Origin of the sequence: Janthinobacterium sp. 35, assembly GCF_002754575.1 — a bacterium.
GTDB lineage: Bacteria > Pseudomonadota > Gammaproteobacteria > Burkholderiales > Burkholderiaceae_D > Janthinobacterium > Janthinobacterium tructae.
This window is the reverse complement of sequence record NZ_PEFN01000001.1, coordinates 1,050,200-1,075,969: the sequence shown is the minus strand read 5'-3', so window position 1 is coordinate 1,075,969 and position 25,770 is coordinate 1,050,200. Positions and strand designations below refer to the sequence as shown.

The window sequence follows — 25,770 nt, the reverse complement described above, 5'->3', positions numbered from 1 at the left end:
GGAAAGGCGTAGATATTGCGCATGACAACCACTGTGAAAGCATTAGAATAAGCGTATGGCAACCAAGCACGACACAGAAACCCTGCTGGAGCGGCAAGTGCTGAAGCCGCCACCGCTCTACCAGGTGGCCTTGCTCAATGACGACTACACCCCGATGGAGTTTGTGGTGGCCATCATTGAGGAGTATTTCAACAAGGACCGTGAAACGGCGACGCAAATCATGCTCAGTGTTCATCGCTACGGCAAAGGAGTGTGCGGCGTGTTCTCTAAAGATATAGCGTGTACCAAAGTGGAGTTCGTTTTAACGCATGCGCGCAAGGCGGGGCACCCCCTGCAGTGCGTGATGGAGGAAGTATGATTGCGCAGGAATTAGAAGTAAGTTTGCACATGGCGTTTGTCGAAGCTCGGCAGGCACGGCATGAATTCATCACGGTTGAGCATTTACTGCTGGCATTGCTGGACAATCCCTCTGCTGCCGAGGTGTTGCGTGCCTGCGCGGTCAATATTGAGGACCTGCGCAAGACCCTCACCAATTTCATCAGCGATAACACGCCGACCGTGCCTGGCACGGGCGAAGTCGACACCCAGCCGACGCTTGGTTTCCAGCGCGTGATCCAGCGCGCCATCATGCACGTCCAGTCCGCCTCGAATGGCAAGAAGGAAGTCACGGGCGCCAATGTGCTGGTGGCCATCTTCGGCGAAAAGGATTCGCATGCGGTCTACTACCTGCACCAGCAGGGCGTGACGCGCCTCGATGTGGTCAATTTCATTTCGCACGGCGTGCGCAAGGACCAGTCGACGGAAAGCGCGAAAGCCTCCGAAGGCGTGGAAGACGCGCCGGTCGAAGGCCAGCCAAAGGAAAGCCCGCTCGACCAGTTCACGCAAAACCTGAACAAGGCCGCTGCCGAAGGCAAGATCGACCCGCTGATCGGCCGCGAGGAAGAAGTCGACCGCGTGATCCAGATCCTGTGCCGCCGCCGCAAGAACAATCCGCTGCTGGTGGGCGAGGCGGGCGTGGGCAAGACGGCCATCGCCGAAGGCCTGGCCTATCGCATCACGCAAAGCGATGTGCCGGAAATCCTGCAAAATGCCGTCGTGTATTCGCTGGACATGGGCGCCTTGCTGGCCGGTACCAAATACCGCGGTGACTTCGAACAGCGCCTGAAAGCCGTGCTCAAGCAATTGAAGGACAATCCGAACGGCATCCTGTTCATCGACGAAATCCACACCATCATCGGTGCGGGTTCGGCTTCGGGCGGCACCCTGGACGCTTCCAACTTGCTGAAACCGGCACTGGCAAATGGTCAATTGAAATGCATCGGCGCGACCACGTACACGGAATTCCGCGGCGTGTTCGAGAAAGACCATGCGCTCTCCCGCCGTTTCCAGAAAGTGGACGTCAACGAGCCGACCGTCGAGCAAACCATCCAGATTCTGCGCGGCCTCAAGTCGCGCTTCGAAGAACATCACGGCGTGAAATACTCGGCCTCGGCCCTGTCGACGGCGGCCGAACTGGCGGCGCGCTTCATCAACGACCGCCATCTGCCCGACAAGGCGATCGACGTCATCGATGAAGCGGGCGCAGCGCAGCGCATCCTGCCGAAGTCGAAGCAAAAGAAAACCATCGGCAAGGCCGAGATCGAGGACATCATCGCCAAGATCGCGCGCATTCCGCCGCAAACGGTCAACCAGGACGACCGCAGCAAGCTGCAGACGATCGACCGCGACTTGCGCAACGTTGTTTTCGGGCAAGATCCCGCCATCGACGCGCTGGCCTCGGCCATCAAGATGGCGCGTGCCGGCCTGGGCAAGACGGACAAGCCGATCGGCTCCTTCCTGTTCTCCGGTCCTACCGGTGTCGGAAAAACCGAGGTGGCCAAGCAACTGGCCTTCATCCTCGGCATCGAGCTGATCCGTTTCGACATGTCGGAATACATGGAACGCCATGCCGTCAGCCGCCTGATCGGCGCGCCACCAGGCTATGTTGGTTTCGACCAGGGTGGCTTGCTGACGGAAGCGATCACCAAGAAGCCGCATTCGGTCTTGCTGCTCGATGAAATTGAAAAAGCCCATCCGGACATTTTCAATATCCTGCTGCAAGTGATGGACCATGGCACCTTGACGGATAACAATGGCCGCAAAGCCGATTTCCGCAACGTGATCATCATCATGACCACCAATGCCGGCGCGGAAAGCTTGCAGAAAGCCTCGATCGGTTTCACCAACTCCAAGCAGGCAGGCGACGAGATGGCCGACATCAAGCGCATGTTCACGCCGGAATTCCGTAACCGCATCGACGCGACCATCAGCTTCCGCGCGCTGGATCAGGACATCATCCTGCGCGTGGTCGACAAGTTCCTGATGCAGCTGGAAGAGCAGTTGCACGAGAAAAAGGTCGAAGCCGTGTTTACCGAGAAGCTGCGTGCTTTCCTCGGCAAGAAAGGCTTCGATCCGCTGATGGGCGCACGGCCGATGGCGCGCCTGATCCAGGATCTGATCCGCAAGGCCCTGGCCGACGAGCTGCTGTTCGGCCGCCTGGTCAGCGGCGGACGGGTCACCGTCGACCTTGACGACAAGGACCAGGTCTTGCTGGAATTCCCGGAACCGCCAGACGCGGCACCGACGGCGGCACCGGAGACGGTGGAAGTGGAGTAATCGCTTTACGCTGCGACGCAGTGCGCAAGAAACCCGCCCCACGCAAGTGGCGCGGGTAATGAGATGGTCACCCTCCACCCTATAAGTTACTAAACTTATAGGGTGTTTTCATTTCTGAAGGAGGCCATCATGGAAAACGTCATGCTCATCGGCATCGATCTCGGCAAACACAGCTTTCATGTCCACGGACAGGATCGTCAAGGTAAAACACTGCTGCGCAAGAAGTTCAGCCGCCCACAACTGATCGCGTTTCTCGCCACTTTTCATCCCTGTACCATCGTCATGGAGGCCTGTGCCGGAGCGCACTGCATCGCCCGGCAACTGGCCAGCTTTGGCCATGAGGCCAAGCTGATCTCGCCGCAGTTCGTGCGCCCCTTCGTCAAGAGCAATAAGAACGACTTCATCGATGCAGAAGCCATTTGTGAGGCGGCCAGCCGTCCTGCCATGCGTTTTGTCACGCCCAAGAACGAGGCCCAACAGACGCTTTCGGCGCTGCACCGCGTGCGCGAATCGCTGGTACGCGAGCGTGTCAAGGCGAGCAACCAAATCCACGGCTTTCTGCTGGAGTTCGGTATCAGCTTGCCCGTCGGCCACGCGGCGATCAAGCGCTTGCCTTCCGTGCTGGCAGAACAGCGCCTGCCAGCACGGCTGGTACAAGTGCTGGAGCGACTGCATGCCCATTTCAAGTACCTCGACCAGCAGATCGCCGAGATCGAGAAGGATCTGACCCGGCAAGTCACTGAAGATGATCTGGGCCAGCGGCTCATGACGGTACCGGGTATCGGACCGATCACCGCCAGCGTGCTGGCCGCCGAAGTCGGTGACGGCAAGCACTACCGCTGCGGGCGTGACTTCGCCGCCGCCGTCGGGCTGGTGCCACGCCAGTACAGTACCGGCGGTAAAAACAAGTTGCTGGGCATCAGCAAGCGCGGCGACAAGAATCTGCGGCGCCTGCTGGTGCAGTGCGCGCGGGCCTACATGCAGCGACTGGAGCGCCAACGCGGACAGCTGGCACAATGGGTCCGCTCTATGCTCACGCGTCGCCACTCGAATGTGGTGGCGTGCGCCCTGGCCAACAAACTGGCGCGCATGGCATGGGCCATCGCGGCCCACCATACCGAATTTGAAATAAAAGAGGCCCCCATGACAACATGAGGGCCTCCCAGACTCACCGTTTGACAGCACACCTACCTGGTTTTGCGACTGCTGATATTGGATGACGTGAACGGCACACCGGCCTGCCGGATACTCTGGCTAAAAAATCGGCTGTGAAAGCCGAGCGGGTTTTCAGGACCGACAGGCGCGACTCTCATCGTGGCGCGGAGATCCATCTCCAACCAGACGCCGGATAGATTTAAGCAAGCCTACTCACATCATACAAAATCAGCTTGCAAAAAGGAGGGTGACCATAGATTTTTTTTACGCTTTTGTGGGCAATAAAGAAGGTTTTCTTTGGTCGCGCTTATGCCAGAATTGCTGTCCGGTATCGACATGATGTCCATGCCACCTGACCGCTATCTGGATGCCCACATGAAAATTTCCCGCACTCTCGCCTTCCTGTTGTTTTCCGCCGGCCTGCTGGCTGACGCTGCGGCCGCCGCCACCGCGCCTGCCGGCAGCTATTTCCGTTTTCCCGCCGTACGCGGCGACACCGTCGTCTTCACGGCCGAAGGCGACTTGTGGAAAAGCAGCGTGCGTGGCGGCGCGGCGCAGCGCCTGACCACGCATCCCGGCTATGAAACGAACGCGGCGATTTCGCGCGACGGCCTGTGGCTGGCTTTTTCCGCCGCCTACGAAGGGGCGCAGGAAGCGTATGTGATGCCGCTGGCGGGCGGCTTGCCGCGCCGCATTTCCTTTGATAATGGCGGCGTGCTGGTGCTGGGCTGGACGGCGCAGGGCGAAGTGCTGGTCAGCACGCAAAATACGGACGGCCCCGCTTCGCGCCGCATCGTCGCCGCCATCGACCCCGTGAAACAGACGCGCCGCGTGTTTCCCGTGGCTGACGCCAACGACGCCGTGCTCGACGATGCGGGCAAGACGCTGTTTTTCACGCGTTTCGGCCTGGCTGTGACCAACGACAATGTGCGCAACTACCGGGGCGGTGCGCATGCCACGCTGTGGCGCTATGACCTGGGCGGCAAGGGCGAGGCCGTGCGCATGCACACGGACCCTGCTGTATTGGCGGGCAACAACAAGCGCCCCATGTGGTGGCAGGGCCGCGTGGTGTACATTAGCGACGCGGGCGGCAGCGACAACCTGTGGAGCATGCTGCCCGACGGCTCCGATCGCCGCGCCTTGACCAGCCACACGCAGTGGGACGTACGCAACGCCGCGCTGGGCGACGGCAAGGTGGTCTACCAGCTGGGTGCCGATTTGCACGTGCTGGACCTGAACGCCCCCGGCGCCAGCGAGTCGCAGGCGCTGGCCATCAGCCTCGTGTCCGACTTCGACCAGCAGCGCGCGCGCCAGATCCGCTCGCCGCTCGATACCCTCTCCAATGTGCAGCTGTCGGGCAAGGATGAGCGCATCATCCTCACGGCAAGGGGCCGCGTCAGCATCGCCGGCACGGGCAGCTTGCGCCGCGTCGATATCGCCATTCCCGAAGGGGCGCGGGCGCGCGACGCCGTCTTTTCCAGCGACGAAAAATCCGTGTTCGCCATCGTCGATACGAGCGGCGAGAACGAAATCTGGAAGTACGCCGCCGATGGTTCGGGCAAGGGCGAGCAGTTGACGACGCAGGGCGACAATCACCGCTGGAAACTGTATCCGTCGCCCGACGGGCGCTGGCTGGCGCATACGGACAAGAAGGGCCGTTTCTGGCTGCTGGACCTGGCCACCAAGGGCAATCAATTGATCGACGACGCGGGCAAGGCGGGCGTGGACAAGCATGACGAAGTGCAATGGTCGCCCGACAGCCGCAACCTGGCCATCGTGCGTGTGGCCAGCAACGAGCAGCGCGAGCAGATCGGCTTGTACAACCTCGCCTCGAAGCAGCTGCAATTCGTCACCAGCGACCGCTACACGTCCGGTTCGCCCGTGTTTTCGCCCGATGGGCGCTGGTTGTACTTCATGTCGGCGCGCAATTTTCAGCTGGCCAACGGGTCGCCGTGGGGCGACCGCAACATGGGGCCCGTGTTCGACAAGCGCATCGGCGTGTATGCGCTGGCGCTGCAGCCGGGCAACCGTTTCCCGTTCCAGCCCGATGATGAGCTGAGCCGTCCGGGAGTGAAACCGGCCGAGACGGACGATGAAAAGGCGGCCGAACTGGCGGCGGAAAAGGCCCTGGAGAAGGCCGGCGGCAAGACGAGCGTGAAGAAAGCGCCGGCGGCGCTGCCGGACGTCGTCTTCAAGGGACTGGCCGAGCGCCTGTATGAAGTGCCGCTGGCGGCGGGCAATTACGGTGCGCTGGCCATGGATGACAAGCGCCTGTATTTCCTTGAGCGCGACAGCGGCGAGAACAAGTTCAGCCTGAAAACGCTCGCCATCGGCAATACCGGCTCCAAACCGGAACTGCTGGTGGCGAATGTGCGCGAATTCGACCTGGCGCAGGATAAAAAGCATTTGTACTACCGGACAGCGGCTACTGGGCCGGGCGAGATGCTGGTGATCGAGGCGGGCGCCAAGCTGCCAGCCGACCTGTCGAAGGCGAAAGTAAAAGTCGACGACTGGACGTTTGTGTCGAATCCGCGCCTGGAATGGAAGCAGATGTTCAACGACGCCTGGCGCTTGCACCGCGATTTCCTGTACGACGCGAAGATGCGCGGCGTGAACTGGAAGGCGGCGCGCGACAAATATGCGCCGCTGGTCGAGCGGGTCACGGACCGCGCCGAACTCAATGATTTACTCGGCATGATGGTGGCCGAAGTGGGCGCCCTGCATTCGCAGATCCGTCCCGGCGAATTGCGCCGCACGGAGCAGGAAGGCACGCCGGCCGGCCTGGGCGCCGTGCTGGCGCGCACCAGCGAGGGCTACCTGGTCGAGCATGTCTACCGCAGCGAAGCGGAATTGCCCTCGGTGCGCGCACCGCTGTCGCGCCCCGAAGTGGATGTGAAGGCGGGCGACGTGATCACGGCCGTTAATGGCAAGGACGTGCTGGCCGCGCGCGATATCAGCGACCTGTTGCTGAACCAGGCCGACAAGCAGGTGCTGCTGCAGGTCCAACGAGGTAAAGGTGCGCCGCGCGCCGTCATCGTCACGCCCGTCAACATGGCGAAACAGACGGCGCTGCGCTATGGCGACTGGGAATTGAGCCGCGCCGAGCAGGTGGCGGCCGCCTCGCAGGGGCGCATCGGCTACCTGCATCTGCGCGCCATGGGCGCGAACGACATCGCCTCGTTCGCGCGCGACTTTTACGCCAACATCAACCGCGAAGGCCTGATCATCGATGTGCGGCGCAATAACGGCGGCAATATCGACAGCTGGATCATCGAAAAACTGCTGCGCAAGGCCTGGGCCTACTGGGCGCCGCCGGGCGTGCAGCCATCGTCGAACATGCAGAACACTTTCCGCGGCCACCTGGTGGTGCTGGTCGATGAGCTCACGTACTCCGATGGTGAGACCTTCGCCGCGGGCATCAAGGCATTGAAACTGGCGCCGCTGGTAGGCAAGCGCACGGCCGGCGCCGGCGTCTGGCTCAGCGACAATACGCGCCTGGCCGACAATGGCATGGCGCGCGTGGCGGAAAACGGCCAGTTCGGCATCGATGGCCAGTGGCTGATCGAAGGCGTGGGCGTGGTGCCGGACGTCGAGGTGGAAAATCCGCCGCACGCCACCTTCGTCGGCGCCGACCGCCAGCTGGAAGTGGCGCTCGACATGCTGGCGAAAAAGCTCAAGGAGCAGCCGCGCCCCGCCTTCCAGGCGCAGCCTATCCCCGCGCTGAAGTAGTCGCGTTACAGGCCGCAGGCGGCCTTGAACTGTTGCGCGCGGCGGCGTGATACTTCCACCACGCTGCCGTCCAGCAGGTGCAGGTCGAGGCCATCGGCCGCATTTGCCGTGAGTTGCGCCACCTGCGCCAGGTTGACGATCTGGCGCCGGTTGGCGCGCAAGAACAGGGTGGGGTCGAGCTTTGCTTCCAGCTGGTTCAGGGTGCGCAGCATCAGCGGATGCTGTGCGCCGAAATGCACGCGCGTGTAGTTGCCTTCCGATTCGAGCAGGCGGATATCGTCAAACGCGACAAACCAGCAGCGTTCCCCATCCTTGATGAAGACCTTGCGCGGCGCGGGCGGCGGCATGGCGTGCGCCCGCGCGCCGGCACGCGCCAGGGCCGTGGCCAGGCGTGCCGCCTGCACGGGTTTTTGCAGGTAGTCGAGGGCGCTCACTTCAAACGCCTGCAGCGCGTACTGGTCGAAGGCCGTGCAAAAGATGACGTCGGGCGCATCATCGAGCGCCGCCAGCAGGTCGAAGCCGGAGCCGCCCGGCATCTGCACGTCGAGCAGCAGCAGGTCCGGGCGCAGCTTGCCGATCTGCGCGATGGCGTCGGCCGCGCTGGCCGCCTCGCCGACGATCTCCACGGCGCCGCGCTGCACATGCGGCGCCAGCAGGCGGCGCAGCTCGGCGCGCGCCAGGCGCTCATCGTCGACCAGCAGTACCTTGAGCGGCTGGCCGTTCATATTTTCCCCGGCAAATGGATGGTGGCATATACCCAGCCCGCCTGCTGGCGCAGTTCCAGGCTGGCGTGCTCGCCGCAAGCCAGCTGCAAACGCTGGCGCGCATTGCGCAAGCCGATGCCGGTGGAGCCGGACGCGCTGCGCAGCTCGCCCGTGTTGGCCACCTCGATCTGCAGCGCATCGATGCCAGCGCCGCGCTGCGCCGTGATGCGGATGTCGCCGCCGTCGGCGCTTGTTTCGACGCCATATTTGACGGCGTTTTCCACCAGCGTTTGCAGGGCCATGGGCGGCACGCGCACGTGTTCCAGCTCGGGCGCGCTTATCTCGATCGCGAAGCTGACGCGCAGGCGATCCTCGAAGCGGCACTGCTCGATCGCCAGGTAGGCGCGCACGGCGTCCAGTTCAGTCGACAGCGGCACCGTGGCGTGCTGGCTGGATTGCAGCGCGTGGCGCATCAGGTTGGCCAGCTGGTCGATCATGTGCGCGGCCGCCTCGCGGTCTTCGAAGATCAGGGCGCGCACGCTATTGAGGCTGTTGAAGAAAAAATGCGGATTGACTTGCGCCTGCAGCGCGCGCAGTTCCGCTTCCCGCCCATGCAACTGCAGGCGCAGGGTTTCCGCTTCCAGGTGGGCGGCGCGGCGCAGCGACAGCGCGGTGAAGTAAAACACCGTCCAGGTCAGGAAGACGCCGAACCAGAACAGCAGCGCGCCGGGCAGCCATGCCAGGCCGCGCAGGACGTCGGGCGGATACATGACGTGGAAGGCGGCCGTCACGCTGGCCGTCTGGATGGCGGCCAGCAAGGCCAGCGAGGGCAAGATGCGTTTCCAGCGCAAGCCGTTCGCCGCCCAGCCGCGCCGGCGCAGGACGCCACGCCACAGGTGCGACAGCAACAGCCCGCCCAAGGAGCCCCAGCAGGCAATCGTCACGACGATGCGCAGCTGCGAGGAGCCGCCATACACGCTGTTGAACAGGGCGAGTGCGCCCCAGCAGGCCAGCTGGAAGGTCCAGTACCAGTTGATCCTGGTCAGCAGCGGCGGCCGGTGCAAGGGTGCGTTCACTGCCTACTCCAGGAACTGTTCGATGCGCGCATGCATCCAGTCCGGCTGGTCGTACATGATGAAATGGCGCGCCGTGTCGGCCAGCGCGATTTTGACGCCTGGCAGCTGTGCATACTGCTGCTGGAAGGTCGCTTCGATGGCGGCGCGCGGCGCATACTCCTTGTAGGCGATCCAGGTGCCCAGCACCAGCGTGGGCGAGGTGATGCGCGCCACCTCCTGGCGCAGGTCGCTGGTCATCAGCGTGCCCATGGCGCGGATGACCGTTTCGCGGTCCGAGCGCTGGCCCCAGCCGATGATGCGCTCCACGTCGGCCGGCGCGCTGGCCATGCCGGCGACGGTGCGGCGCTGGCTGGCGCTGGAGCTGGCCGCATCCTGCGCGCGCATGGCCGATTGCATCTGGCTCGACATGGCTTGCAGCTGTTCCGGCGTTATGGAGGGCATTTGCACCGCGCCCAGCGCCGGCAGCGAGTCGACGATCAGCAGCTTGCCCGTCTGGGTCGGATGGTCGATGGCCATTTTCAACGCCAGGAAGCCGCCCAGGCTATGCCCGATGATGGCTGGCCGGCCCAGTTTTTGGGTGCTGATGTAGTCGGCCAGTTGCTGCTCCGCCTGTGCCAGCAGGTCGCCTTCGATGGGCGCCACGCCGGCAAAGCCGGCCAGGGTCAGCACATGGCAGGCGCGTCCTGTTTTCGGTCCGCACAGGCGCGCCACCGTGCCTTGCCAGACTTCGCCCGAGGACGCCAGGCCGGGAATCAGGATCAACGGGCGGCCTTGTCCGGTGACGTCGACCGTGAACGCCGTTGGCGTGGCCGCGTGTGCGGCGCCTGTCAGCAGTGCGCTGGCAAGCAAGGTCAATGCGGATATCGTTTTTTTCATGGGGTGTTTCCTCCTTGACGACGATGCTAGCGAGCCAGGCGGCCCGCCGCCAGCGCCGCAGGATGAGCGGCGGCAGGCAGGGATGAGCGGCCCTGTTCCCCTCCTCAGCCGGCGCGCAGGCGGCGCCACAGGGTGGTGCGGCTGATGCCGAGGTAATGGGCAGCCGCGTCGCGGCGCCCGCCGAAGCGCGCCAGTACGGCGCTGGCGCTTTCGTCTTCCGGGTGCGGCGGTGCGGCGGCAGCCGGCGCCGGCAAAGCCGTGGCCGGGCTGGCGCCTTGCGCCAGTTCTGGCGCCACACACAGCACGAAGGCGGGCGTCAGCGCCTGCAGCGGTTCGGCGGCCAGGAACAGGGCCAGGCGTTCGGCCAGGTTGCGCAGTTCGCGCACGTTGCCGGGCCAGTCGTAGCGGCGCAGCAGCGGCGCGCAGGCCTGGATTTCCGCGTGCAGGTTGGGGTGCGGCCGCGCGCCCAGCGCGGCCAGCGCGTTTTTCAGCGACCATTCGGTCAGGCCGGGAATATCGCTGGCGCGTTCGCGCAAGGCCGGCAAATGCAGGCGCAGTACGGCCAGGCGGTAGAACAGGTCGGCGCGGAAGCGTCCTTCGCGGATGCGCTGCTCCAGGTCGCAGTGGGTGGCGCTGATGATGCGCACATTGATGGCGATGGGCCGCGTGCCGCCCACGCGCACCACTTCGCGTTCTTCCAGCACACGCAGCAAGCGCGTTTGCAGGGCCAGCGGCATTTCGCCGATTTCATCGAGGAACAGGGTGCCGTGGTTGGCCGCCTCGAACAGGCCCGCGTGGCCGCCCCGGCGCGCCCCCGTAAAGGCCCCATCCTCGTGGCCGAACAGCTCCGATTCCAGCAAGGATTCGGCGATGGCGCCGCAATTGATGGCGATGAAGGGCCGGTTCGCGCCCAGGCTGCGCGGGCTTTCGCGGTGGATCGCCTGCGCCACCAGCTCCTTGCCACTGCCCGTCTCGCCCTGGATCAGCACCGTCGCCGGCGAGCGGGCATACAGCACCACCGACTGGCGCAGCGCTTCCATCGCTTCCGAGTCGCCGCGCAAATCGTGCAGGCCGTGGCGCGCCCGCAGGGTGTCGGCCACCACCGCGCGCCGTCCCCGGTTCGATTCGATCTGGGTCAGGCGGGCCAGTTCCAGCGCGTCGTCGAAGGCGCGCCGGATGGCCGTGGCCGAATACACGAAGACGGCGGCCAGCCCTGCCTCCTCGGCCAGGTCGGTGACGAGGCCCGCGCCGACGACGGCTTTGACGCCCGCCGCCTTCAGTTCATTGATCTGCGCGCGCGCGTCTTCCTCGGTGGCGTAGGTGCGCTGGGCAATCTGGAAGCCGAAGGTGGCGGCAAATTCGGCCAGTTCCGGCATCGGGTCCTGGTAGGTGACGACGCCGATGTCCGGCGAGATGCGCCGCGCGCGCGCCAGCGCCTGCATCACGTCGTAGCCGCTGGCCTTGGCGATGATGACGGGTACCGACAGCCGGCCTTTCAGGTAGGCGCCGTTCGAGCCGGCCGCGATGACGGCGTCGCAGCGCTCCGTGGCCATGCGTTCGCGGATGTGGCGCACGGCGTCGTCGAAGCCCAGGTTGATCGGTTCAATCGTCGCCAGGTCGTCGTATTCGAGCGTGATGTCGCGGAACAGGTCGAACAACCGCGAGACGGAGACGGTCCAGATGACGGGTTTGTCGCGGTGGTCGAGCGGAGGTTGGGGAGGGCGGCGCATGCTTTATTCTAAACGATTTGTTTCATTTTCTTGCCATGCAACGCCGGTGCAACGGGCGTGTTGCAAGTGGTCTGTGGTGTTTCAGGTATTGCCAATAAGGAATATGAAAAAACCCCGGGAAACTGGTTTATGATCTAACAGCACTATGATGCCTGACGAATATATTGGTCAGGTGCATTCCGACCGCTAACAACCGACCCATGGTGTCCATGAACCGCGTACCGACCAGTCCCGATTTCATCGCCGATGCCTTGCAGCTGATCGCCTTGCCCGCCTGCGCCTGCGATGCCTGCGGCATGGTGGTCGCGGTGAATGGCGCCTTGAGCGCCCTGCTGGGCAGGGATGTGTCGGGCCGCCTGCTGGCCGACTGTTTCACGGATGCTTACCGCGCGTCGAGCAGCAGCATGCTGCGTGGCGCGCTGGGGGCGGCCGGGCGCGAACGGCACTGGGACAGCAGCCTGGAGGGAATCGATGCGGCCATCGCCGTGCAGGTATGGGCCAAGCCGCTGCCGGTGGGCGATGGCTTGCCGGGCGCGACCCTGGTATTTGCCGACATCAGCGTGCAGCAGCGCGACCAGCACGCCTTGCGCAAGACCTTGCTGGAACAGCAGGCCATCCTGGAAAGCGCGGCCGTCGGTATCGTGTTTTCCAGGGGCGGCTTCATCGAGGAGTGCAATATTCGCGCCGCCGAGATGCTCGGCTATGCGCGCCACCAGTTGACCGGTATGCCGGGCGCGGTGCTGTACCGCTCCGCCGAGCATTGCCGCATCCTGGGGCTGGAAGCGGCGCCGCTGCTTTCCAAGGGCAAGCCATACCGCACCGAACTGGAATTGCGGCGCCAGGATGGCACGCTGTTCTGGAGCCGGCTGCACGGGCGCGCCGTCGATCCCTTGAATACGCATGACGGCACGGTCTGGATCATCGAAGATATCAGCGACCACCGGCGCGATGAAGACCAGCTGCGCCGCGCCATGCTGGAAATGCAGGCCGTGATGGACAACGCGCCGCTGGCCATCGGTTTTCAGCGCGACAAGGGCGTGCTGCGCTACAACCGCCGCTTCGCCGAATGCTTCGGCTTTGATGGCGACAGCGGCGTGGGCCTGGCCGTCGCCGACCTGTACCCGTCGCGCGCGGCCTACGAGAACGTGGTGCGGCAAGCGTCGCCCCTGCTGCGGCGCGGCCAGCCGTTCCAGGGCGAGATGGAGATGCGCCGCCGCGACGGTTCCACATTCTGGGCGCTGGCGTATGGCTACGTGCTGAACCCGGAGAGCCAGACCGACCGCGGCTTGCGCGACACGATCTGGCTGTTCGACGACCGCAGCGCGCAGAAAGCGGCCGAGGAGGCCACGCGCCAGCTGATGCTGGAGCAGCAGGCCATCCTCGACAATGCGTCCGTCGGCATCCTGTTTTCGCGTTCGCGCCTGGTCTTGCGCTGCAATCCCCGCTTCGCCGAAATGTTCGGCTACGCGCAGGAGGAGATGACGGGCCTGCCCGCCGCCGAGCTGTTTCCCTCGCCCGCCGCCTACGCAGCGTTTGGAGTGCAAGCCACGCCCCTGCTGGGGCAGGGCTTGCCGTACGAGCAGGATGAGGTGCTGTTCCGCCGCCGCGATGGCAGCCTGTTCTGGTGCCGCATCCGCGCCAAGGCCGTCGACCAGGCGCATAGCGAGCAGGGCACCATCTGGATACTCGAAGACGTCACGGACAGCCGCCAGGCGCAGATGGAAGTGGCGGCCATCATGACGAATGCCTCGGTGAGCATCCTGTATACCAAGAACCGCCAGATCACGCGCTACAACCTGGGCTTTGCCGCGATGTTCGGCTACAGCGGCGACGAGGCGCTGGGCCTGCCCGGGCGCGCGCTGTACGTGTCGCAGCAGTCCTACGAGTTGCTCGGCGCGGCGGCCTTCCCTTTCCTGTCGGTGGCCAAGCCGTTCCAGACGGAAGTGGAAATGATGCGCCGCGACGGCACGACCTTGTGGGCGCAGCTGATCGCCTATGTCGTCAATCCGGACGATCCCGCTGCCGGCACCATCTGGATCATCGAGGACCGTACGGAAGCGAAGCGCGCCGAAGAATCCTTGCGCAATGCGCTGCTGGAAAACCAGGCCATCCTCGACAGCGCCGTGCTGGGCATCTCGGTGGTGGAGGGCGGCTACAATTTGCGCGCCAACAGCAAGATGGAAGAGCTGTTCGGCTATGGACCCGGCGAGATCAACGGCCTGTCGGTGCAGGCCCTGTATCCGGACGTGGCCGCGTGGAAGACGGCACGCGGCGAGACGGCGCGCGACTTCGCGGCGGGGCGTGTGCACATGTCGGAATACCAGCTGGTGCGCAAGGATGGCAGCCGCTTCTGGGCGCGCCTGTCCGGCCGGCCGTTCGACCTGGCGCATGCGCATGGCCGTTCCGTGTGGCTGGTCGACGACGTGACGGCGCGCCGCGAGGCGGCCGAGGCGGTGCGCCGCGCGCGCGACGAACTGGAGCTGCGCGTGCACGAACGCACGGCCGAACTGGCCGGCGCCAATCTGCTGCTGCAGGGCGAGATCGCCGAACGGCGCCAGGCCGAGGCGCGCGTGCACCACATGGCCTATCACGACAACCTGACGGGCTTGCCGAACCGCGCACTGCTGTCGGACCGCCTGGAGCGGGCCATGCTGGCCTCGCAGCGCTCCGGGCGCAAGCTGGCCGTGATGTTCATCGACCTGGACCGTTTCAAGACCATCAACGATTCGCTGGGCCACATGACGGGCGACGTGCTGCTCAAGGAAGTGGCTGCTCGGCTGTGCCGCGCGGTGCGCGCCAGCGACACGGTGGCGCGCCTGGGCGGCGATGAATTCGTCGTCCTGGTGCCGGGCATCCGCGACACCGACGAGGCGGCGCGCGTGGCCGAGAAGGTCATCGAGGCGCTGACGCCCGCCTTTCCGCTCGACGGCCACGTGCTGCACGTGACGCCGTCCATCGGCATCTGCGTGTATCCGGACGATGGCGGCGATGTCGACGCCCTGATGCGCCATGCCGATGCGGCCATGTACCACGCCAAGGGCAATGGCCGCAATAACTACCAGTTCTTCACGCAGACGATGAACCAGGCGGCGGCCCTGCACTTCGACCTGGAAAGCAGCTTGCGCACGGCGCTGGCGCTGCAGCAGTTCGAACTGTTTTACCAGCCCATCATCGATATCGCCACGCGCCGCCTGCATGGCATGGAAGTGCTGCTACGCTGGCGCCGCCCTGGCCACGGCCTGGTGCTGCCTGACCGCTTCATTCCCATCATGGAGGAAAACGGCTTGATCGTGCCGGTGGGCGAATGGGTCATGCGCCAGGCGTGCGAGCAAAGCATGGCCTGGCAGCGCCAGGGCTTGCAGCCCGTGCCCCTGGCGGTGAATTTGTCGCCGCGCCAGTTCATGCACAAGGGCCTGGTGGCGGCCATCGGCGACGTGGTGCGGGAAACGGGCATCGATCCGGCGCTGCTGGAATTCGAGATCACCGAGACGGCGCTGATGCAGCACGGCGAGCATACGCTGGAGATTTTGCGGCAGATTAATGGCATGGGCCTGCGCCTGTCGATCGACGATTTCGGCACCGGCTATTCCAGCCTGGCCTACCTGAAGCGCTTCCCCGTGAAAAAGGTCAAGATCGACCGTGCCTTCATCAAGGACCTGGAACACAGCGCGGAAGACCGCGCCATCGTGGCGGCCATCATCGCGCTGGCCGACAGCCTGCAATTGTCGACCGTGGCCGAGGGCGTGGAGACGGAAGAACAGTTCGCCCTGCTGCAGGCGAACGGCTGCCGCTATGCGCAGGGCTATCTGTTCTCCGCGCCCGTGCCGGCGGTTAATGCGCAGGTGCTGCTAGAGAGACGCAGCGTTTAATCGATGGTGGCCACAACCGGCGCGTGGTCCGACGGCTGTTCCCATTTACGGGGCACGCGGTCGATCACGCACGCCGTGCAGCGGCCAGCCAGGGCGGGCGAGAGCAGGATATGGTCGATGCGCAAGCCCTTGTTCAGGCGGAAGCCCAGCTGGCGGTAGTCCCACCAGCTGAACGATTTTTCCGCCTGCTCGAACAGACGGAAGGCGTCCGTCAGGCCGATGTCGAACAGGCGCTGCAGGGCGGCGCGTTCCTTGTCCGAGACCAGCACCTGGCCGGCCCAGGCGACAGGGTCGTGCACGTCGCGGTCGTCGGGGGCGATATTGTAGTCGCCCACGACGGCCAGCTGCGGGTGCTGCAGCGCTTCTTCGGCCAGCCAGTCGTGCAGGGCGGACAGCCAGCCCAGCTTGTACTCGTATTTGTCCGATTCGATGCTCTGGCCGTTCGGCACGTAGGCGCAGATGACGCGCACGCCACCGATCGTCGCGGCCAGGATGCGCTGCTGCGCATCTTCATAGCGGGGATTGTTCTTCACCACGTCGGTGATCGGCAGCTTCGACAGGATGGCCACGCCGTTGTAGGTTTTCTGGCCGCTGAAGACCACCTGGTAACCGGCCGCCTCGATCTCGGTGACGGGGAACTTGTCATCCGTGAGCTTGGTCTCTTGCAAGCAGAGTATGTCGACCGGGTTGTCTGTCAGCCACTGCAGCACTTGCGGCAGGCGCACTTTGAGTGAGTTGACGTTCCAGGTGGCGAGTTTCATGGGAAAAATCCTTGCTTGAATAGGTATCGATAAGCGCGAATCTTACCGCATGCGTGTCGCCGGCGTGCTGCCCGGCGCTTGTCGCGCAAGCACCTTATTTTCCCACAGGGAAAAAGAGTGTTCATAAAGTATTTATATTTAGCCAATCGTGGCGCATGAATATTATGTTTTTGTGTATGATTGATCAACCCCTGTGTTTGATTTGGCATAAATGGCTGGCGTGGCAGGCTGCGTCTCGCCGTTTAACGCGACAAAGGTGTAAAGTTTCTCGCTGAAACGCGATAAAAACTACTAAAATGGCACAATGTAACAACTGTGTCACACGGCTTTGTTACAGCCAAGTTGAGAACCGAACAGGAAGCAGTTGTAATTAGTTGTAATTGCTATTCCGATTACATGACCACTGTGCCGGGGCGGAGCGTCAGTTCCGTCCTTGGCGCCGCCAGACTTGTTATATAAATTGCAGTACTATATCTATGAGACTGTTTTGCAACATCAATAGATGGTACTATTTTGAAATGTTGCAGTTTTAATAGTGAGACTTGCGCGTAGCATTTGCAAAGGAAGAAAATGCGAACTGCATTTGAAGCGTGGGCGCAGCGTGACGGCCACATTGTGCGGCGAAGAGAAGACAAACCGGATGAGTACCTGATTTTCGAGACCCAGCGCCGCTGGGTTATCTGGCAGGCAGCTCTGACGCATGGCAAGACGGCGGCCAAGCCGCGCGTGAGCGCGGCCGAAAAGGCGGCGAAAGCCCAGCGCGCGCTGGAAATGTCCTCCGATGAGGCGATCGTGCGCAACAAGGTGCTCAATGAAGTGCTTGACGCCTTCAGCGGCGCCGATGGCGCTGCCGGCATGGAAGGCATACTGAAAGTGATCCAGGGCCTGAAGATGAAGCAGAAGGCACTGGCCGACGACAAGAGCGAAGATTCAACGGCTTGAGGGGACGGCGATGCGTTATCGACACTACAAGGGCGGCATTTATGAACTGGTGTGCGAAGCCACGCTGGAAGCGGATCTGACGCCGATGATCGTGTATCGCGCCGCGGACGGTTCCATCTGGACCCGGCCGAAAGACGTGTTCTTTCAACTGATCGAAGTCGAAGGCGTCATGGTCCAGCGTTTCGCTCCCATCAACTGATGGCCGCCTGCGTGCGTGCCCGGGATTATTTCATGCGTAAATTGCTGCCTGCCGCTTTGGTGCTGGGCTTTGCCTGCACCGCGGCGCATGCCGAAACCATCGGCTCGGTCGACACGGTGTTCAAACTGATCGGTCCTGACCACAAGATCGTCGTCGAGGCCTACGACGATCCCCGTGTCGCTGGCGTCAGCTGCTATCTGTCGCGCGCCAAGACCGGTGGCATCAAGGGCGCCGTCGGCCTGGCCGAGGACAAGGCCGATGCTGCCGTCGCCTGCCGCCAGGTGGGGCCGCTGCAATTCAAGGGCAAGCTGCCGCGCCAGGAAGAAGTGTTTACCGAGCGTGCCTCGATCTTCTTCAAGCATGTGCGCGTGGTGCGCATGGTCGACAGCAAGCGCAATGCGCTGGTCTACCTCGTGTATTCCGACCGCCTGATCGAGGGCAGCCCGAAAAACAGCGTCACCGCCGTCGCCGTGCCCGGCGACCAGCCGATTCCCGTCCGTTAAGCGAGCTACCCATGCGTGCGCCGCTGTCTGCCCCCCTTGCCGCCTGTGCCGCCGGGACGCTGCTGTTGGCGCTGGGCGGCTGCGCCACGTTGACCGGCAATACCGAGCAGATGGTGCTGGTGCAAACCATCCAGGACAACCGCGAGCTCAATGGCGCCGGCTGTATCCTCAGCAACGACGTGGGCAAGTGGTTCGTCACCACGCCGGGGCGCATTACCATCCGCAAGAGCCAGGAGCCGTTGAAGGTCGATTGCCGCAAGCACGGTTCACCCGCCATCGCCACGGACGACCACATCGACCCCAAGCTCAATGCCAGCGTCTGGGGTAATGTCATCCTGACCTTGGGCGTCGGCTATTTCGTTGACCGCAACACCGGCGCCGGCTTCGATTATCCATCGATTTTGACCATCGTCATGCAAGACCCCGCGCGCCTGGCGCCGCCGCCCGCGCCGGTTTCCGCGCCGCCGCCAGCGGCCGCCGTGCCGGAAGCGGTGGTGCAGCCGAAGGTGGCGCCATCGCCTTTGCCCAATCCCGTCGTCTACTGATTAATACGCCACGCATGAAAAAACCGCCATGGTCAGTGACCGTGGCGGCTGTTTCGCGACGCCGGTAGCGCAGGGCGCTACCGGCAAGGCGTCAACTTAGACCCGATTGATCAGGAACGTCGTCAGCAGGGGCACTGGACGGCCGGTCGCGCCTTTTGCGCCGCCCGATTTCCATGCCGTGCCGGCGATGTCCAGATGCGCCCAGGTGTACTTCTTGGTGAAGTTTTCCAGGAACGCCGCTGCCGTCACCGAGCCGCCGCCTGGTGTACCGATGTTGGCCAGGTCGGCGAAGTTCGACTTCAGCTGCTCGTTGTAGGCTTCTTCGATCGGCATGCGCCATGCCGTGTCGCTCGACTGTTTGCCCGCTGCCAGCAGTTCATTGGCCAGCAGGTCATGCGCCACATCGCTGCGCGTAAACAGGCCGCTGTTGTGGTGGCCCAGGGCGACGACGCAAGCGCCCGTCAGGGTGGCGATGTCGACCACGGCTGCCGGCTTGAAGCGTTCGGCGTAGGTCAGCGCGTCGCACAGCACCAGACGGCCTTCGGCGTCGGTATTGAGCACTTCGATGGTCAGTCCGTTCATCGAGGTGACGATGTCGCCCGGCTTGGTGGCGCGGCCCGATGGCATGTTTTCGCACGCGGCGATGACGCCGATGACGTTCAGCTTCAGGTTCATTTCGCCAATGGCGCGGAAGGTGCCCAGTACCGAGGCGGCGCCGCACATGTCGTACTTCATTTCATCCATGCCAGGACCGGCCTTGATCGAAATGCCGCCCGTGTCGAAGGTGATGCCCTTGCCGACCAGAACCACTGGTGCATCCTTGGCCTTGCCGCCCATGTGTTTCAGGACGATGAATTTTGGCGGTTGTTCGCTGCCGTTGGTGACGGACAGGAAGCTGCCCATTTTCAGCGCTTCGAGCTGTTTGCGGTCCAGCACTTCGACTTCAAACTTGTAATCCTTGGCCAGTTGCTTGGCCGTGTTGGCCAGGTAGGTCGGGTTGGCGACGTTGGCAGGCAGGTCGCCCAGCTTGCGCGTCAGGTCGGAACCGTTGGCAATGGCGATGGCTTGCGCCAGCGCGCCGCGCGTGGCTGCCGTTGCCGGCGCTGCCAGGGCGATCTTGCGCACGCCTGCTGGTGCCGGATCTTTTTTGCTTTTTTGCGAGTCGCAGCGGTATTCGCTGTCGTGGGCGGCTTGCACCACGCAACGGATTGCCCAATTTACGTCGCGCTCTTTCACTTCCGTCAGCGGTAATGCGATAATGGCGTCCGCAGCGCCCAGCGAGCCGAAAGCCTTGAGGGCCGCTTGTACACCGGTAGCGAAGCTTTTTTCGCTGACAGTTTCATCGCTGCCCATGCCTACCAGCAGAACACGTTCGGCGGCGACGCCATCGACTGCGCGCAGCAGCAAGGTGCTGCCTGGCTTGCCGCTGATGTCGCCGGACTTCAGCGCAGCCGAAATCGCACCCTTGCTGTCCAGCGATTTTGCCGCTGGCGACAGTTTTTTGTTTTCGAATACCGCAACCGCGATGCATCCGCTTTTGGCCGTGCCGAGGGTGCTCTTGGTATCGAATGCTTTTATGCTAAAGTCCATTTGGTTCTCCGTTTTCATTTACTAGTAACGTGTTACTCAACTAACTGACCCGAATTATAAACTCCGAATGATCTTTCAACGCGCCCTTCGACGTGAATTGGCTAGTGCCGCCGGGGCCACCTTCACTGTTTTATTCAGCATCCTGCTCACCTGGATGCTGATCGGTATTCTCGGCAAGGCGGCGGGCGGCAAGATTGCGTCGGCCGACGTCATGTCGCTGATGGTTTTTTCCGCTCTGATGCAGCTGCCCACCATCATCATCCTGACCGGTTTCATTTCGGTGCTGATGGTCGTCACGCGCAGCTACAAGGAGTCGGAGATGGTGGTGTGGTTTGCCTCCGGCCTGAGCCTGTCGCGCTGGATCTGGCCCGTGCTCAGCTTCGGCCTGCCGCTGGTGCTGGCCACCGGCATCCTGAGCCTGTACGCCACGCCGTGGGCGCAAAAGAAAAGCGATGAATATGTGGCGCGCTTTGAAAAGCGCGAAGACCTGCAGAAAGTCACGCCGGGCCAGTTCCGCGAATCAGCCGGCAGCAACCGTATCTTCTTCGTCGAGGGTGTCAGTGGCGAGAAGAACGTGGTGCAGAACGTCTTCGTCAATACCGTCGATGAGAAAGGCAGCGCCGTCGTCGTCGTCGCCAAGGAAGGCGTGATCAATACCGACGCCAAGGGCCAACGCTTCCTGGTGCTCAAGAGCGGCCGCCGCTACCAGGGCGTGCCGACGCAGGCGGACTTCCAGACCATGGAATTCGAGCAGTACATCATGCGCATCGAGAGCAAGCAGCAGGAACTGGGCGCGGAACTGGGCGTGCGCGCGATGAGCACCATGGCGCTCATCGCCGATCCGAATCCCTACACCATGGCCGAATTGCTGTGGCGCGTCAGTGCGCCCATGATCGGCCTGATGCTGATCCTGCTGGCCATTCCGCTGGGCTTTGTCAATCCGCGCGCCGGCAGTTCGGCCAACCTGATTGTGGCCCTGCTGATTTTCTTTACGTACAGCAATCTTATCAAGGTCGTCGAAGCGAGCGTGAAACAGGGGCGCCTGACATTCGGCCTGGCCTGGTGGCCGCTGCACCTGCTGGCGGCACTGGCCGTGGTGGCGCTGTTTGCATGGCGCCTGAATGTGAATCACCGCTATCATCCGCTGGTCCTGCTGGCGTCCTTCAAGCGCGCGCGCCGCGCCGGCAAACCAAGTAAAGCGGTATCGAAATGAAGATTTTACAGCGCTATTTTGCGGTCTCGATATTCCAGGCGGTGCTGTTCGTGCTGCTGGCCTTCCTGGCACTGCAAGCCTTCATCGACCTGACGGGCGAGCTGCCCAAGGTGGGCCGCAACGGCTACACCATCCAGTATGCCTTCCTGTATGTGCTGGTACTGGTGCCGGGGCATGTGTACGAGGTGATGCCGATCGCGGCACTGATCGGCACGATCTACACGATGGCGCAGTTTGCGGCCAGCTCCGAATTTACCATCATGCGCGCCTCGAGCATGTCGACGGCGATGGCGGCCGGTTTCCTGTTCCGCATCGGTATCGTCTTCGTCGTCATCACCTTCATCTTTGGTGAGCTGATCACGCCGCGTACCGAGCCGCTGGCCGAACGCCTCAAGCTGACGTCGCGCGGCGCGGCCGTGTCGAGCGAGTTTCGCTCGGGCCTGTGGACCAAGGACATGGTCAAGAGCGACGGCCTGACGGGCACCGTCACCGGTTCGCGCTTTTTCAATGTGGGCGAAGCGCGTCCGGACGGCCAGCTGAAAAACGTCAAGCTGTATGAATTTGATACCGATATGCGTTTGCGCACCCTGACCGTGGCCAAGGGGGCGACGTATCAGGGCAATAATATCTGGCGCCTGACCGATGTGACGGAAACCTCGTTCTCGAACAGCGCGGCGACCTCGCCCGGCTTCGAACCGAAGCTGGCGAACTACTTTGGGCAGGAAACGAGCCTGGTGCGCACGGTACAGAGCGCCAGCAAGGACATGACGTCGGAAGTGACGCCGAAGATCCTGACGGTGTCGGCTTCCGACCCCGAGCGCATGTCGGCCAGCGAACTGGCCGTGTACACGCGCCACCTGGCCGAGAACAAGCAGGAAACCGAGCGTTTCCGCATCGCCTTCTGGAAAAAGCTGATCGATCCGCTGGCCATCTTCGTGCTGATGGCGCTGGCGCTGCCGTTCGCCTACATGCACACGCGCAGCGGCGGTATCAGCCTGAAGATCTTCATCGGCATCATGATCGGCGTGAGCTTCATGCTGGTCAACACCCTGTTTTCGCATCTTGGACTGCTCAGCACCTGGCCGGCCTTCCTGACGGCGGTGGCGCCGAGCACCCTGTATCTGCTGCTGGCGCTGGGCGCCTTGTGGTGGGTGGAAAGACACTAATGGAGACGAACGTGCAACAGGCACTGATCTTGTTTGCCCATGGCGCGCGCGCCGCATCGTGGGCCGCGCCCTTCGAGCGCCTGCGTGATCTGAGCCAGGCGCGCATGCCCGGCACCAGCGTGCACCTGGCCTTCCTGGAACTGATGACGCCGCGCCTGCCCGAACTGGTGGCGACCCTGCTGGCCGAGCTGCCCGCCGGCGCCATCCTGGACGTCACCGTGGTGCCCGTGTTCCTGGGGCAGGGCGGGCATGTGCTGCGCGACTTGCCGCTGTTGCTGGAAGAACTGCGCCAGCAGCATCCGGCATTGCGCCTGAAGGTGGTCGAGGCGGTAGGTGAGAACGCCAGCGTGCTCGCTGCCATCGCCGATTACTGCGTGGCGGCGCCAGGCTCCAGCATTCTCCCTTGAGCGGCATCGACATCGACATCGTCTACCTGTGGGTTGACGGCGCCGATCCCGCATGGCGCACGCGCCGGCAGCACGCCTATGCCGCCTGGGCGCAGGCGTATCCCGGCCAGCTGGCCCTGCACGGCAACGTGGCGGGGCGCTACCGCGACAACGGCGAACTGCGCTACAACCTGCGCGCGCTCGAGCGCTTCTTCCCCGGCCACGGCCACATCTACCTGCTGACGGACCGGCAAGTGCCCCACTGGCTGCGCGTCTCACCACGCCTGACGGTAATCGACCATGCCAGCCTGATGCCCGGTGCCTCCCTGCCCGTGTTCGACTCCGGCCATATCGAATCATACCTGCACCATATTCCCGGCTTGTCCGAACGCTTCCTGTACCTGAACGACGACGTATTTTTTGGCGCGCCGTTCGAGCCCGCGTTCTGGTTCGGTGAGGAAGGGGGGGGGCATCTGAGTGTGTTTACGGAGAGTGCGCTGCAGCCCGATTTGCAGGGCTTGCGCGCCGACGTGGCGGCGCCCGTGAATTGCGCCACCCTCTCGCGGCAATGGCTGTCGGCGCAGTACGCCGATTACCGGCATGAACCGCACCTGTATGCGCATGCGCCGCGGCCCATGCTGAAAAGCGCGCTGCATGCACTGGAAGGGCTGGCGCCGGCCATGTTTGCCGGCGTGCGCGCGACGGTGTTCCGTTCCTGGCAGGTGCCGGCACTGCTGCCCGACCTGGTGCCGCGCTGGATGGTGCATCAGGGACTGGCGCGCTCGCGCATGCTCGACCCGCTGCATATTGCCAGCGGCGATGTGGATGCGCCGCAGCAGCTCGAGGCGTTGGCGGCACGTTTCGGCCGTTTGCCGTTTTTCTGCATCAACGATACCTGCGACGAGGCCGAGGATGACGATCCGCGCCTGCAGCGCGTGGCCGCGTCCTTGCAGCGGCTGCTGCCGCTGCCATCTTCCTTTGAAACTTGAAGACGGTTAAGCCGCTTTCTTCCGGGGCGCCAGGCTGATGCGGGCGGCGGCCGTGGTGTCGGACAGCGATGCGAGAAACAGCAGCAAATAGGCGCCCAGTTCGAAGACTTCCTCGCCCAGCAGCGCGTAAGCGTCCGGCATGCCGTGAAATACCTTCTTGTCGAAAGGCCAGCCAGCGACCATCAGCAAGCCGCCGATGGCCGTCAGGATGGTGATGCGCATGCTGAAAATCAGGCCGGCATGGGCAAAGACTTTGCGCGCGCGCGGCGCGAAGAAAATCAGCACGCGTATCAGGATCAGCAATTCCACCACGCGCAGGGCTTTTTCAAGCTGTGCCCAGGCCGGTGCCGTACCGAACTGGTCGATATCGAGTTCGCGCAGCAGGAAGCCGAACAGCAGGGCCGACAAGCCTGCATGCATGAGGAAACGCAGGGACTGGCGGTCAGGCTCTTGCCATGCGCGCACGCCGTGCACCGTACAGGCCAGGGCCAGGAACAGCGCCTGCAGCCATTCCAGTAAATGGTTTTCATCGTCGATATCTGGAAACACCGTCCACAGGGCGATGGAGGCTGCCATGCTCAGGAGTACTGCGCTGGCGACGCCGGCATTGCTGCGGCTGAGCGAAGTCAGGGCTTCGCGCACGGAAGAGAAATTCATGTGTGATCGTAAGGCTAAAGTTGCGCGGCGCGGTATTGCAGCCTGCGGGCGCAGCTTTTTTCGGGGAGACTGCTGCGCGTTTCCCGTCAGCGGGGAGGCCGCACAGCAAGCGCTATGGCGGGGTGTAGCGTGATTTGATTGCTATCACGCAACAACTTCTCGAGAAAAGATGCGGGTGCATCGTATCATGTTTCTTTTGAAGACGTCGGTTACTGACTTTAAAGTCGGTAAAATACGCTGTATTTATTCAGGCATGGCGCAGCAGAACAGCAGCCTCATCTTCGATGGCCTGGTGCGCGCGCGCGGCCATGGCATCACCGAGCATCACCAGCACGGGGCCGTGGGTGTCGCCCAGGCCATGCGCCAGGGCGCTCAGCGTCAGGCGCACGATGCGCTGCTCCGGGCGGCTGCAGTTTTCAATCACTACCACGGGCGTGTCAATGCGCCGGCCCTGGGCCAGCAGGCGCTGCGCCGTGGCGATGGCTTCGCGTCCGCCCATGTATTGCACCAAGGTATCGCAGTCGGGAATGCGCGTTTGCTCCGTTTCGCCCGGCGCCGTGCTGGAGGTAAAGAAGGCCACGCTGCGCGAGACGCCTCGCTTGGTCAGTGGTTGCTGTGTAGCGGCGGCCGCCGCCAGGGCTGTGGTAATGCCGGGCACCACTTCGACAGCGATGCCCGCTTCTTCCAGTGCCCGCAGCTCCTCGTCGGCACGGCCGAACAGCATGGGGTCGCCCCCTTTCAGCCGCACCACGACGGCGTGCTTGCGCGCATTGTCGACCAGTTGCTTGTTGATGAACGCCTGCGCCGTCGACAACTGGCCGCAGCGCTTGCCGACAAGAATTTTTTGCGCCTGCGGGCACAGCTCCAGCATCTCGCTTGTCACCAGCGCGTCGTGCAGCACGACGTCTGCTTGCGCCAGCAGGCGCGCGCCACGCAAGGTCATCAGGTCTTGTGCGCCGGGGCCGGCGCCGATCAAATAGACCTTGCCGGGGAGAGATGCGGAGTTGTTCATGGTGCTTGCCTTC

The 25,770-nt window shown here is 63.3% G+C and carries 21 protein-coding genes; 13 read left to right on the top strand and 8 right to left on the bottom strand.

Annotation, left to right across the window (positions count from 1 at the left end; genetic code table 11):
- Positions 1-55 precede the first annotated feature (55 nt).
- From clpS to CLU93_RS04825, 4 genes are all read left to right on the top strand, one after another.
- A complete protein-coding gene (clpS, locus tag CLU93_RS04840; protein WP_096234388.1) occupies positions 56-358 on the top strand; it encodes an ATP-dependent Clp protease adapter ClpS in 303 nt (100 codons plus the stop codon).
- Positions 355-2,655 carry an ATP-dependent Clp protease ATP-binding subunit ClpA gene (clpA, locus tag CLU93_RS04835; protein ID WP_099760197.1) on the top strand — a complete coding sequence of 767 codons (2,301 nt, stop codon included), beginning with the start codon at positions 355-357 and terminating at the stop codon, positions 2,653-2,655. Before clpS ends, clpA begins: the two co-directional genes overlap by 4 nt.
- Before the next feature lie 129 nt (positions 2,656-2,784).
- Positions 2,785-3,810, top strand: a complete 1,026-nt coding sequence (locus CLU93_RS04830) for an IS110 family transposase (protein WP_099760057.1) — start codon at positions 2,785-2,787, stop codon at positions 3,808-3,810.
- 375 nt (positions 3,811-4,185) lie between these two features.
- Positions 4,186-7,539: a S41 family peptidase gene (locus tag CLU93_RS04825; protein WP_257224885.1), complete on the top strand. Its 3,354-nt coding sequence runs from the start codon at positions 4,186-4,188 to the stop codon at positions 7,537-7,539.
- Between the two features lie 5 nt (positions 7,540-7,544).
- Here the strand turns inward: CLU93_RS04825 and CLU93_RS04820 are convergent, their stop codons facing one another.
- The 4 genes from CLU93_RS04820 to prpR form a co-directional block, all read right to left on the bottom strand.
- On the bottom strand, positions 7,545-8,264 hold the full coding sequence (locus CLU93_RS04820; RefSeq protein ID WP_099760195.1) for a LytR/AlgR family response regulator transcription factor: 720 nt from the start codon (positions 8,262-8,264) through the stop codon (positions 7,545-7,547).
- Complete coding sequence (locus CLU93_RS04815) at positions 8,261-9,319, bottom strand: sensor histidine kinase (RefSeq protein WP_257224884.1); 1,059 nt, start codon at positions 9,317-9,319, stop codon at positions 8,261-8,263. Before CLU93_RS04815 ends, CLU93_RS04820 begins: the two co-directional genes overlap by 4 nt.
- Before the next feature lie 3 nt (positions 9,320-9,322).
- Entirely contained in the window at positions 9,323-10,195 is an 873-nt protein-coding gene (locus tag CLU93_RS04810) for an alpha/beta fold hydrolase (RefSeq protein WP_099760194.1), read from the bottom strand.
- 104 nt (positions 10,196-10,299) lie between these two features.
- The gene (gene prpR, locus CLU93_RS04805; RefSeq protein ID WP_099760193.1) at positions 10,300-11,925 is read right to left on the bottom strand and encodes a propionate catabolism operon regulatory protein PrpR; all 1,626 of its coding nucleotides are present in this window, start codon (positions 11,923-11,925) and stop codon (positions 10,300-10,302) included.
- A 209-nt stretch (positions 11,926-12,134) separates the two neighbouring features.
- Here prpR and CLU93_RS04800 point away from each other — a divergent pair, with 209 nt between their 5' ends.
- Positions 12,135-15,794, top strand: a complete 3,660-nt coding sequence (locus CLU93_RS04800; RefSeq protein ID WP_099764240.1) for a sensor domain-containing protein — start codon at positions 12,135-12,137, stop codon at positions 15,792-15,794.
- On the opposite strand, the gene xth is transcribed toward CLU93_RS04800, so the two are convergent.
- Positions 15,791-16,555: an exodeoxyribonuclease III gene (gene xth, locus CLU93_RS04795; RefSeq protein WP_099760192.1), complete on the bottom strand. Its 765-nt coding sequence runs from the start codon at positions 16,553-16,555 to the stop codon at positions 15,791-15,793. The two genes, CLU93_RS04800 and xth, sit on opposite strands and share 4 nt — an antisense overlap.
- A gap of 570 nt (positions 16,556-17,125) precedes the next feature.
- Between xth and CLU93_RS04790 the strand changes: the two genes are divergently transcribed.
- The 4 genes from CLU93_RS04790 to CLU93_RS04775 are packed head-to-tail and all read left to right on the top strand — an operon-like array spanning position 17,126 to position 18,744.
- Positions 17,126-17,497, top strand: a complete 372-nt coding sequence (locus CLU93_RS04790) for a hypothetical protein (protein WP_099760191.1) — start codon at positions 17,126-17,128, stop codon at positions 17,495-17,497.
- Between the two features lie 10 nt (positions 17,498-17,507).
- Positions 17,508-17,696 carry a DUF1653 domain-containing protein gene (locus CLU93_RS04785; RefSeq protein ID WP_034782199.1) on the top strand — a complete coding sequence of 63 codons (189 nt, stop codon included), beginning with the start codon at positions 17,508-17,510 and terminating at the stop codon, positions 17,694-17,696.
- 32 nt (positions 17,697-17,728) lie between these two features.
- Positions 17,729-18,199 carry a CreA family protein gene (locus CLU93_RS04780; RefSeq protein WP_071079295.1) on the top strand — a complete coding sequence of 157 codons (471 nt, stop codon included), beginning with the start codon at positions 17,729-17,731 and terminating at the stop codon, positions 18,197-18,199.
- 11 nt (positions 18,200-18,210) lie between these two features.
- Positions 18,211-18,744, top strand: a complete 534-nt coding sequence (locus tag CLU93_RS04775) for a hypothetical protein (RefSeq protein ID WP_257224883.1) — start codon at positions 18,211-18,213, stop codon at positions 18,742-18,744.
- Between the two features lie 96 nt (positions 18,745-18,840).
- Here the strand turns inward: CLU93_RS04775 and CLU93_RS04770 are convergent, their stop codons facing one another.
- On the bottom strand, positions 18,841-20,334 hold the full coding sequence (locus CLU93_RS04770; protein ID WP_099760190.1) for a leucyl aminopeptidase: 1,494 nt from the start codon (positions 20,332-20,334) through the stop codon (positions 18,841-18,843).
- Positions 20,335-20,401: 67 nt separating this feature from the next.
- Between CLU93_RS04770 and lptF the strand changes: the two genes are divergently transcribed.
- Genes lptF through CLU93_RS04750 form a run of 4 tightly spaced genes read left to right on the top strand, consistent with a single transcriptional unit; the run spans position 20,402 to position 24,088 of the window.
- Positions 20,402-21,547, top strand: a complete 1,146-nt coding sequence (gene lptF / locus CLU93_RS04765) for an LPS export ABC transporter permease LptF (RefSeq protein ID WP_099760189.1) — start codon at positions 20,402-20,404, stop codon at positions 21,545-21,547.
- Positions 21,544-22,713 (top strand): LPS export ABC transporter permease LptG, encoded by a 1,170-nt coding sequence (lptG, locus tag CLU93_RS04760; RefSeq protein ID WP_096234398.1) that lies wholly within the window; start codon positions 21,544-21,546, stop codon positions 22,711-22,713. Before lptF ends, lptG begins: the two co-directional genes overlap by 4 nt.
- Positions 22,713-23,120: a sirohydrochlorin chelatase gene (locus CLU93_RS04755; protein WP_099760188.1), complete on the top strand. Its 408-nt coding sequence runs from the start codon at positions 22,713-22,715 to the stop codon at positions 23,118-23,120. Before lptG ends, CLU93_RS04755 begins: the two co-directional genes overlap by 1 nt.
- Complete coding sequence (locus CLU93_RS04750) at positions 23,117-24,088, top strand: Stealth CR1 domain-containing protein (protein WP_099760187.1); 972 nt, start codon at positions 23,117-23,119, stop codon at positions 24,086-24,088. Before CLU93_RS04755 ends, CLU93_RS04750 begins: the two co-directional genes overlap by 4 nt.
- 6 nt (positions 24,089-24,094) lie before the next feature.
- Here the strand turns inward: CLU93_RS04750 and CLU93_RS04745 are convergent, their stop codons facing one another.
- Entirely contained in the window at positions 24,095-24,745 is a 651-nt protein-coding gene (locus CLU93_RS04745) for a hypothetical protein (RefSeq protein WP_099760186.1), read from the bottom strand.
- A gap of 247 nt (positions 24,746-24,992) precedes the next feature.
- The gene (gene cobA / locus CLU93_RS04740; RefSeq protein ID WP_099760185.1) at positions 24,993-25,757 is read right to left on the bottom strand and encodes a uroporphyrinogen-III C-methyltransferase; all 765 of its coding nucleotides are present in this window, start codon (positions 25,755-25,757) and stop codon (positions 24,993-24,995) included.
- Positions 25,758-25,770 lie beyond the last annotated feature (13 nt).

What these genes read in the sequence shown, in the direction of transcription:
- clpS (WP_096234388.1), top strand. Translation starts at nt 56, where the DNA reads ATGGCAACCAAGCACGACACAGAAACCCTGCTGGAGCGGCAAGTGCTG.
- clpA (WP_099760197.1), top strand. Translation starts at nt 355, where the DNA reads ATGATTGCGCAGGAATTAGAAGTAAGTTTGCACATGGCGTTTGTCGAA.
- CLU93_RS04830 (WP_099760057.1), top strand. Translation starts at nt 2,785, where the DNA reads ATGGAAAACGTCATGCTCATCGGCATCGATCTCGGCAAACACAGCTTT.
- CLU93_RS04825 (WP_257224885.1), top strand. Translation starts at nt 4,186, where the DNA reads ATGAAAATTTCCCGCACTCTCGCCTTCCTGTTGTTTTCCGCCGGCCTG.
- CLU93_RS04820 (WP_099760195.1), bottom strand. Translation starts at nt 8,264, where the DNA reads ATGAACGGCCAGCCGCTCAAGGTACTGCTGGTCGACGATGAGCGCCTG.
- CLU93_RS04810 (WP_099760194.1), bottom strand. Translation starts at nt 10,195, where the DNA reads ATGAAAAAAACGATATCCGCATTGACCTTGCTTGCCAGCGCACTGCTG.
- prpR (WP_099760193.1), bottom strand. Translation starts at nt 11,925, where the DNA reads ATGCGCCGCCCTCCCCAACCTCCGCTCGACCACCGCGACAAACCCGTC.
- CLU93_RS04800 (WP_099764240.1), top strand. Translation starts at nt 12,135, where the DNA reads ATGAACCGCGTACCGACCAGTCCCGATTTCATCGCCGATGCCTTGCAG.
- xth (WP_099760192.1), bottom strand. Translation starts at nt 16,555, where the DNA reads ATGAAACTCGCCACCTGGAACGTCAACTCACTCAAAGTGCGCCTGCCG.
- CLU93_RS04790 (WP_099760191.1), top strand. Translation starts at nt 17,126, where the DNA reads ATGCGAACTGCATTTGAAGCGTGGGCGCAGCGTGACGGCCACATTGTG.
- CLU93_RS04785 (WP_034782199.1), top strand. Translation starts at nt 17,508, where the DNA reads ATGCGTTATCGACACTACAAGGGCGGCATTTATGAACTGGTGTGCGAA.
- CLU93_RS04780 (WP_071079295.1), top strand. Translation starts at nt 17,729, where the DNA reads ATGCGTAAATTGCTGCCTGCCGCTTTGGTGCTGGGCTTTGCCTGCACC.
- CLU93_RS04775 (WP_257224883.1), top strand. Translation starts at nt 18,211, where the DNA reads ATGCGTGCGCCGCTGTCTGCCCCCCTTGCCGCCTGTGCCGCCGGGACG.
- CLU93_RS04770 (WP_099760190.1), bottom strand. Translation starts at nt 20,334, where the DNA reads ATGGACTTTAGCATAAAAGCATTCGATACCAAGAGCACCCTCGGCACG.
- lptF (WP_099760189.1), top strand. Translation starts at nt 20,402, where the DNA reads ATGATCTTTCAACGCGCCCTTCGACGTGAATTGGCTAGTGCCGCCGGG.
- lptG (WP_096234398.1), top strand. Translation starts at nt 21,544, where the DNA reads ATGAAGATTTTACAGCGCTATTTTGCGGTCTCGATATTCCAGGCGGTG.
- CLU93_RS04755 (WP_099760188.1), top strand. Translation starts at nt 22,713, where the DNA reads ATGGAGACGAACGTGCAACAGGCACTGATCTTGTTTGCCCATGGCGCG.
- CLU93_RS04745 (WP_099760186.1), bottom strand. Translation starts at nt 24,745, where the DNA reads ATGAATTTCTCTTCCGTGCGCGAAGCCCTGACTTCGCTCAGCCGCAGC.
- cobA (WP_099760185.1), bottom strand. Translation starts at nt 25,757, where the DNA reads ATGAACAACTCCGCATCTCTCCCCGGCAAGGTCTATTTGATCGGCGCC.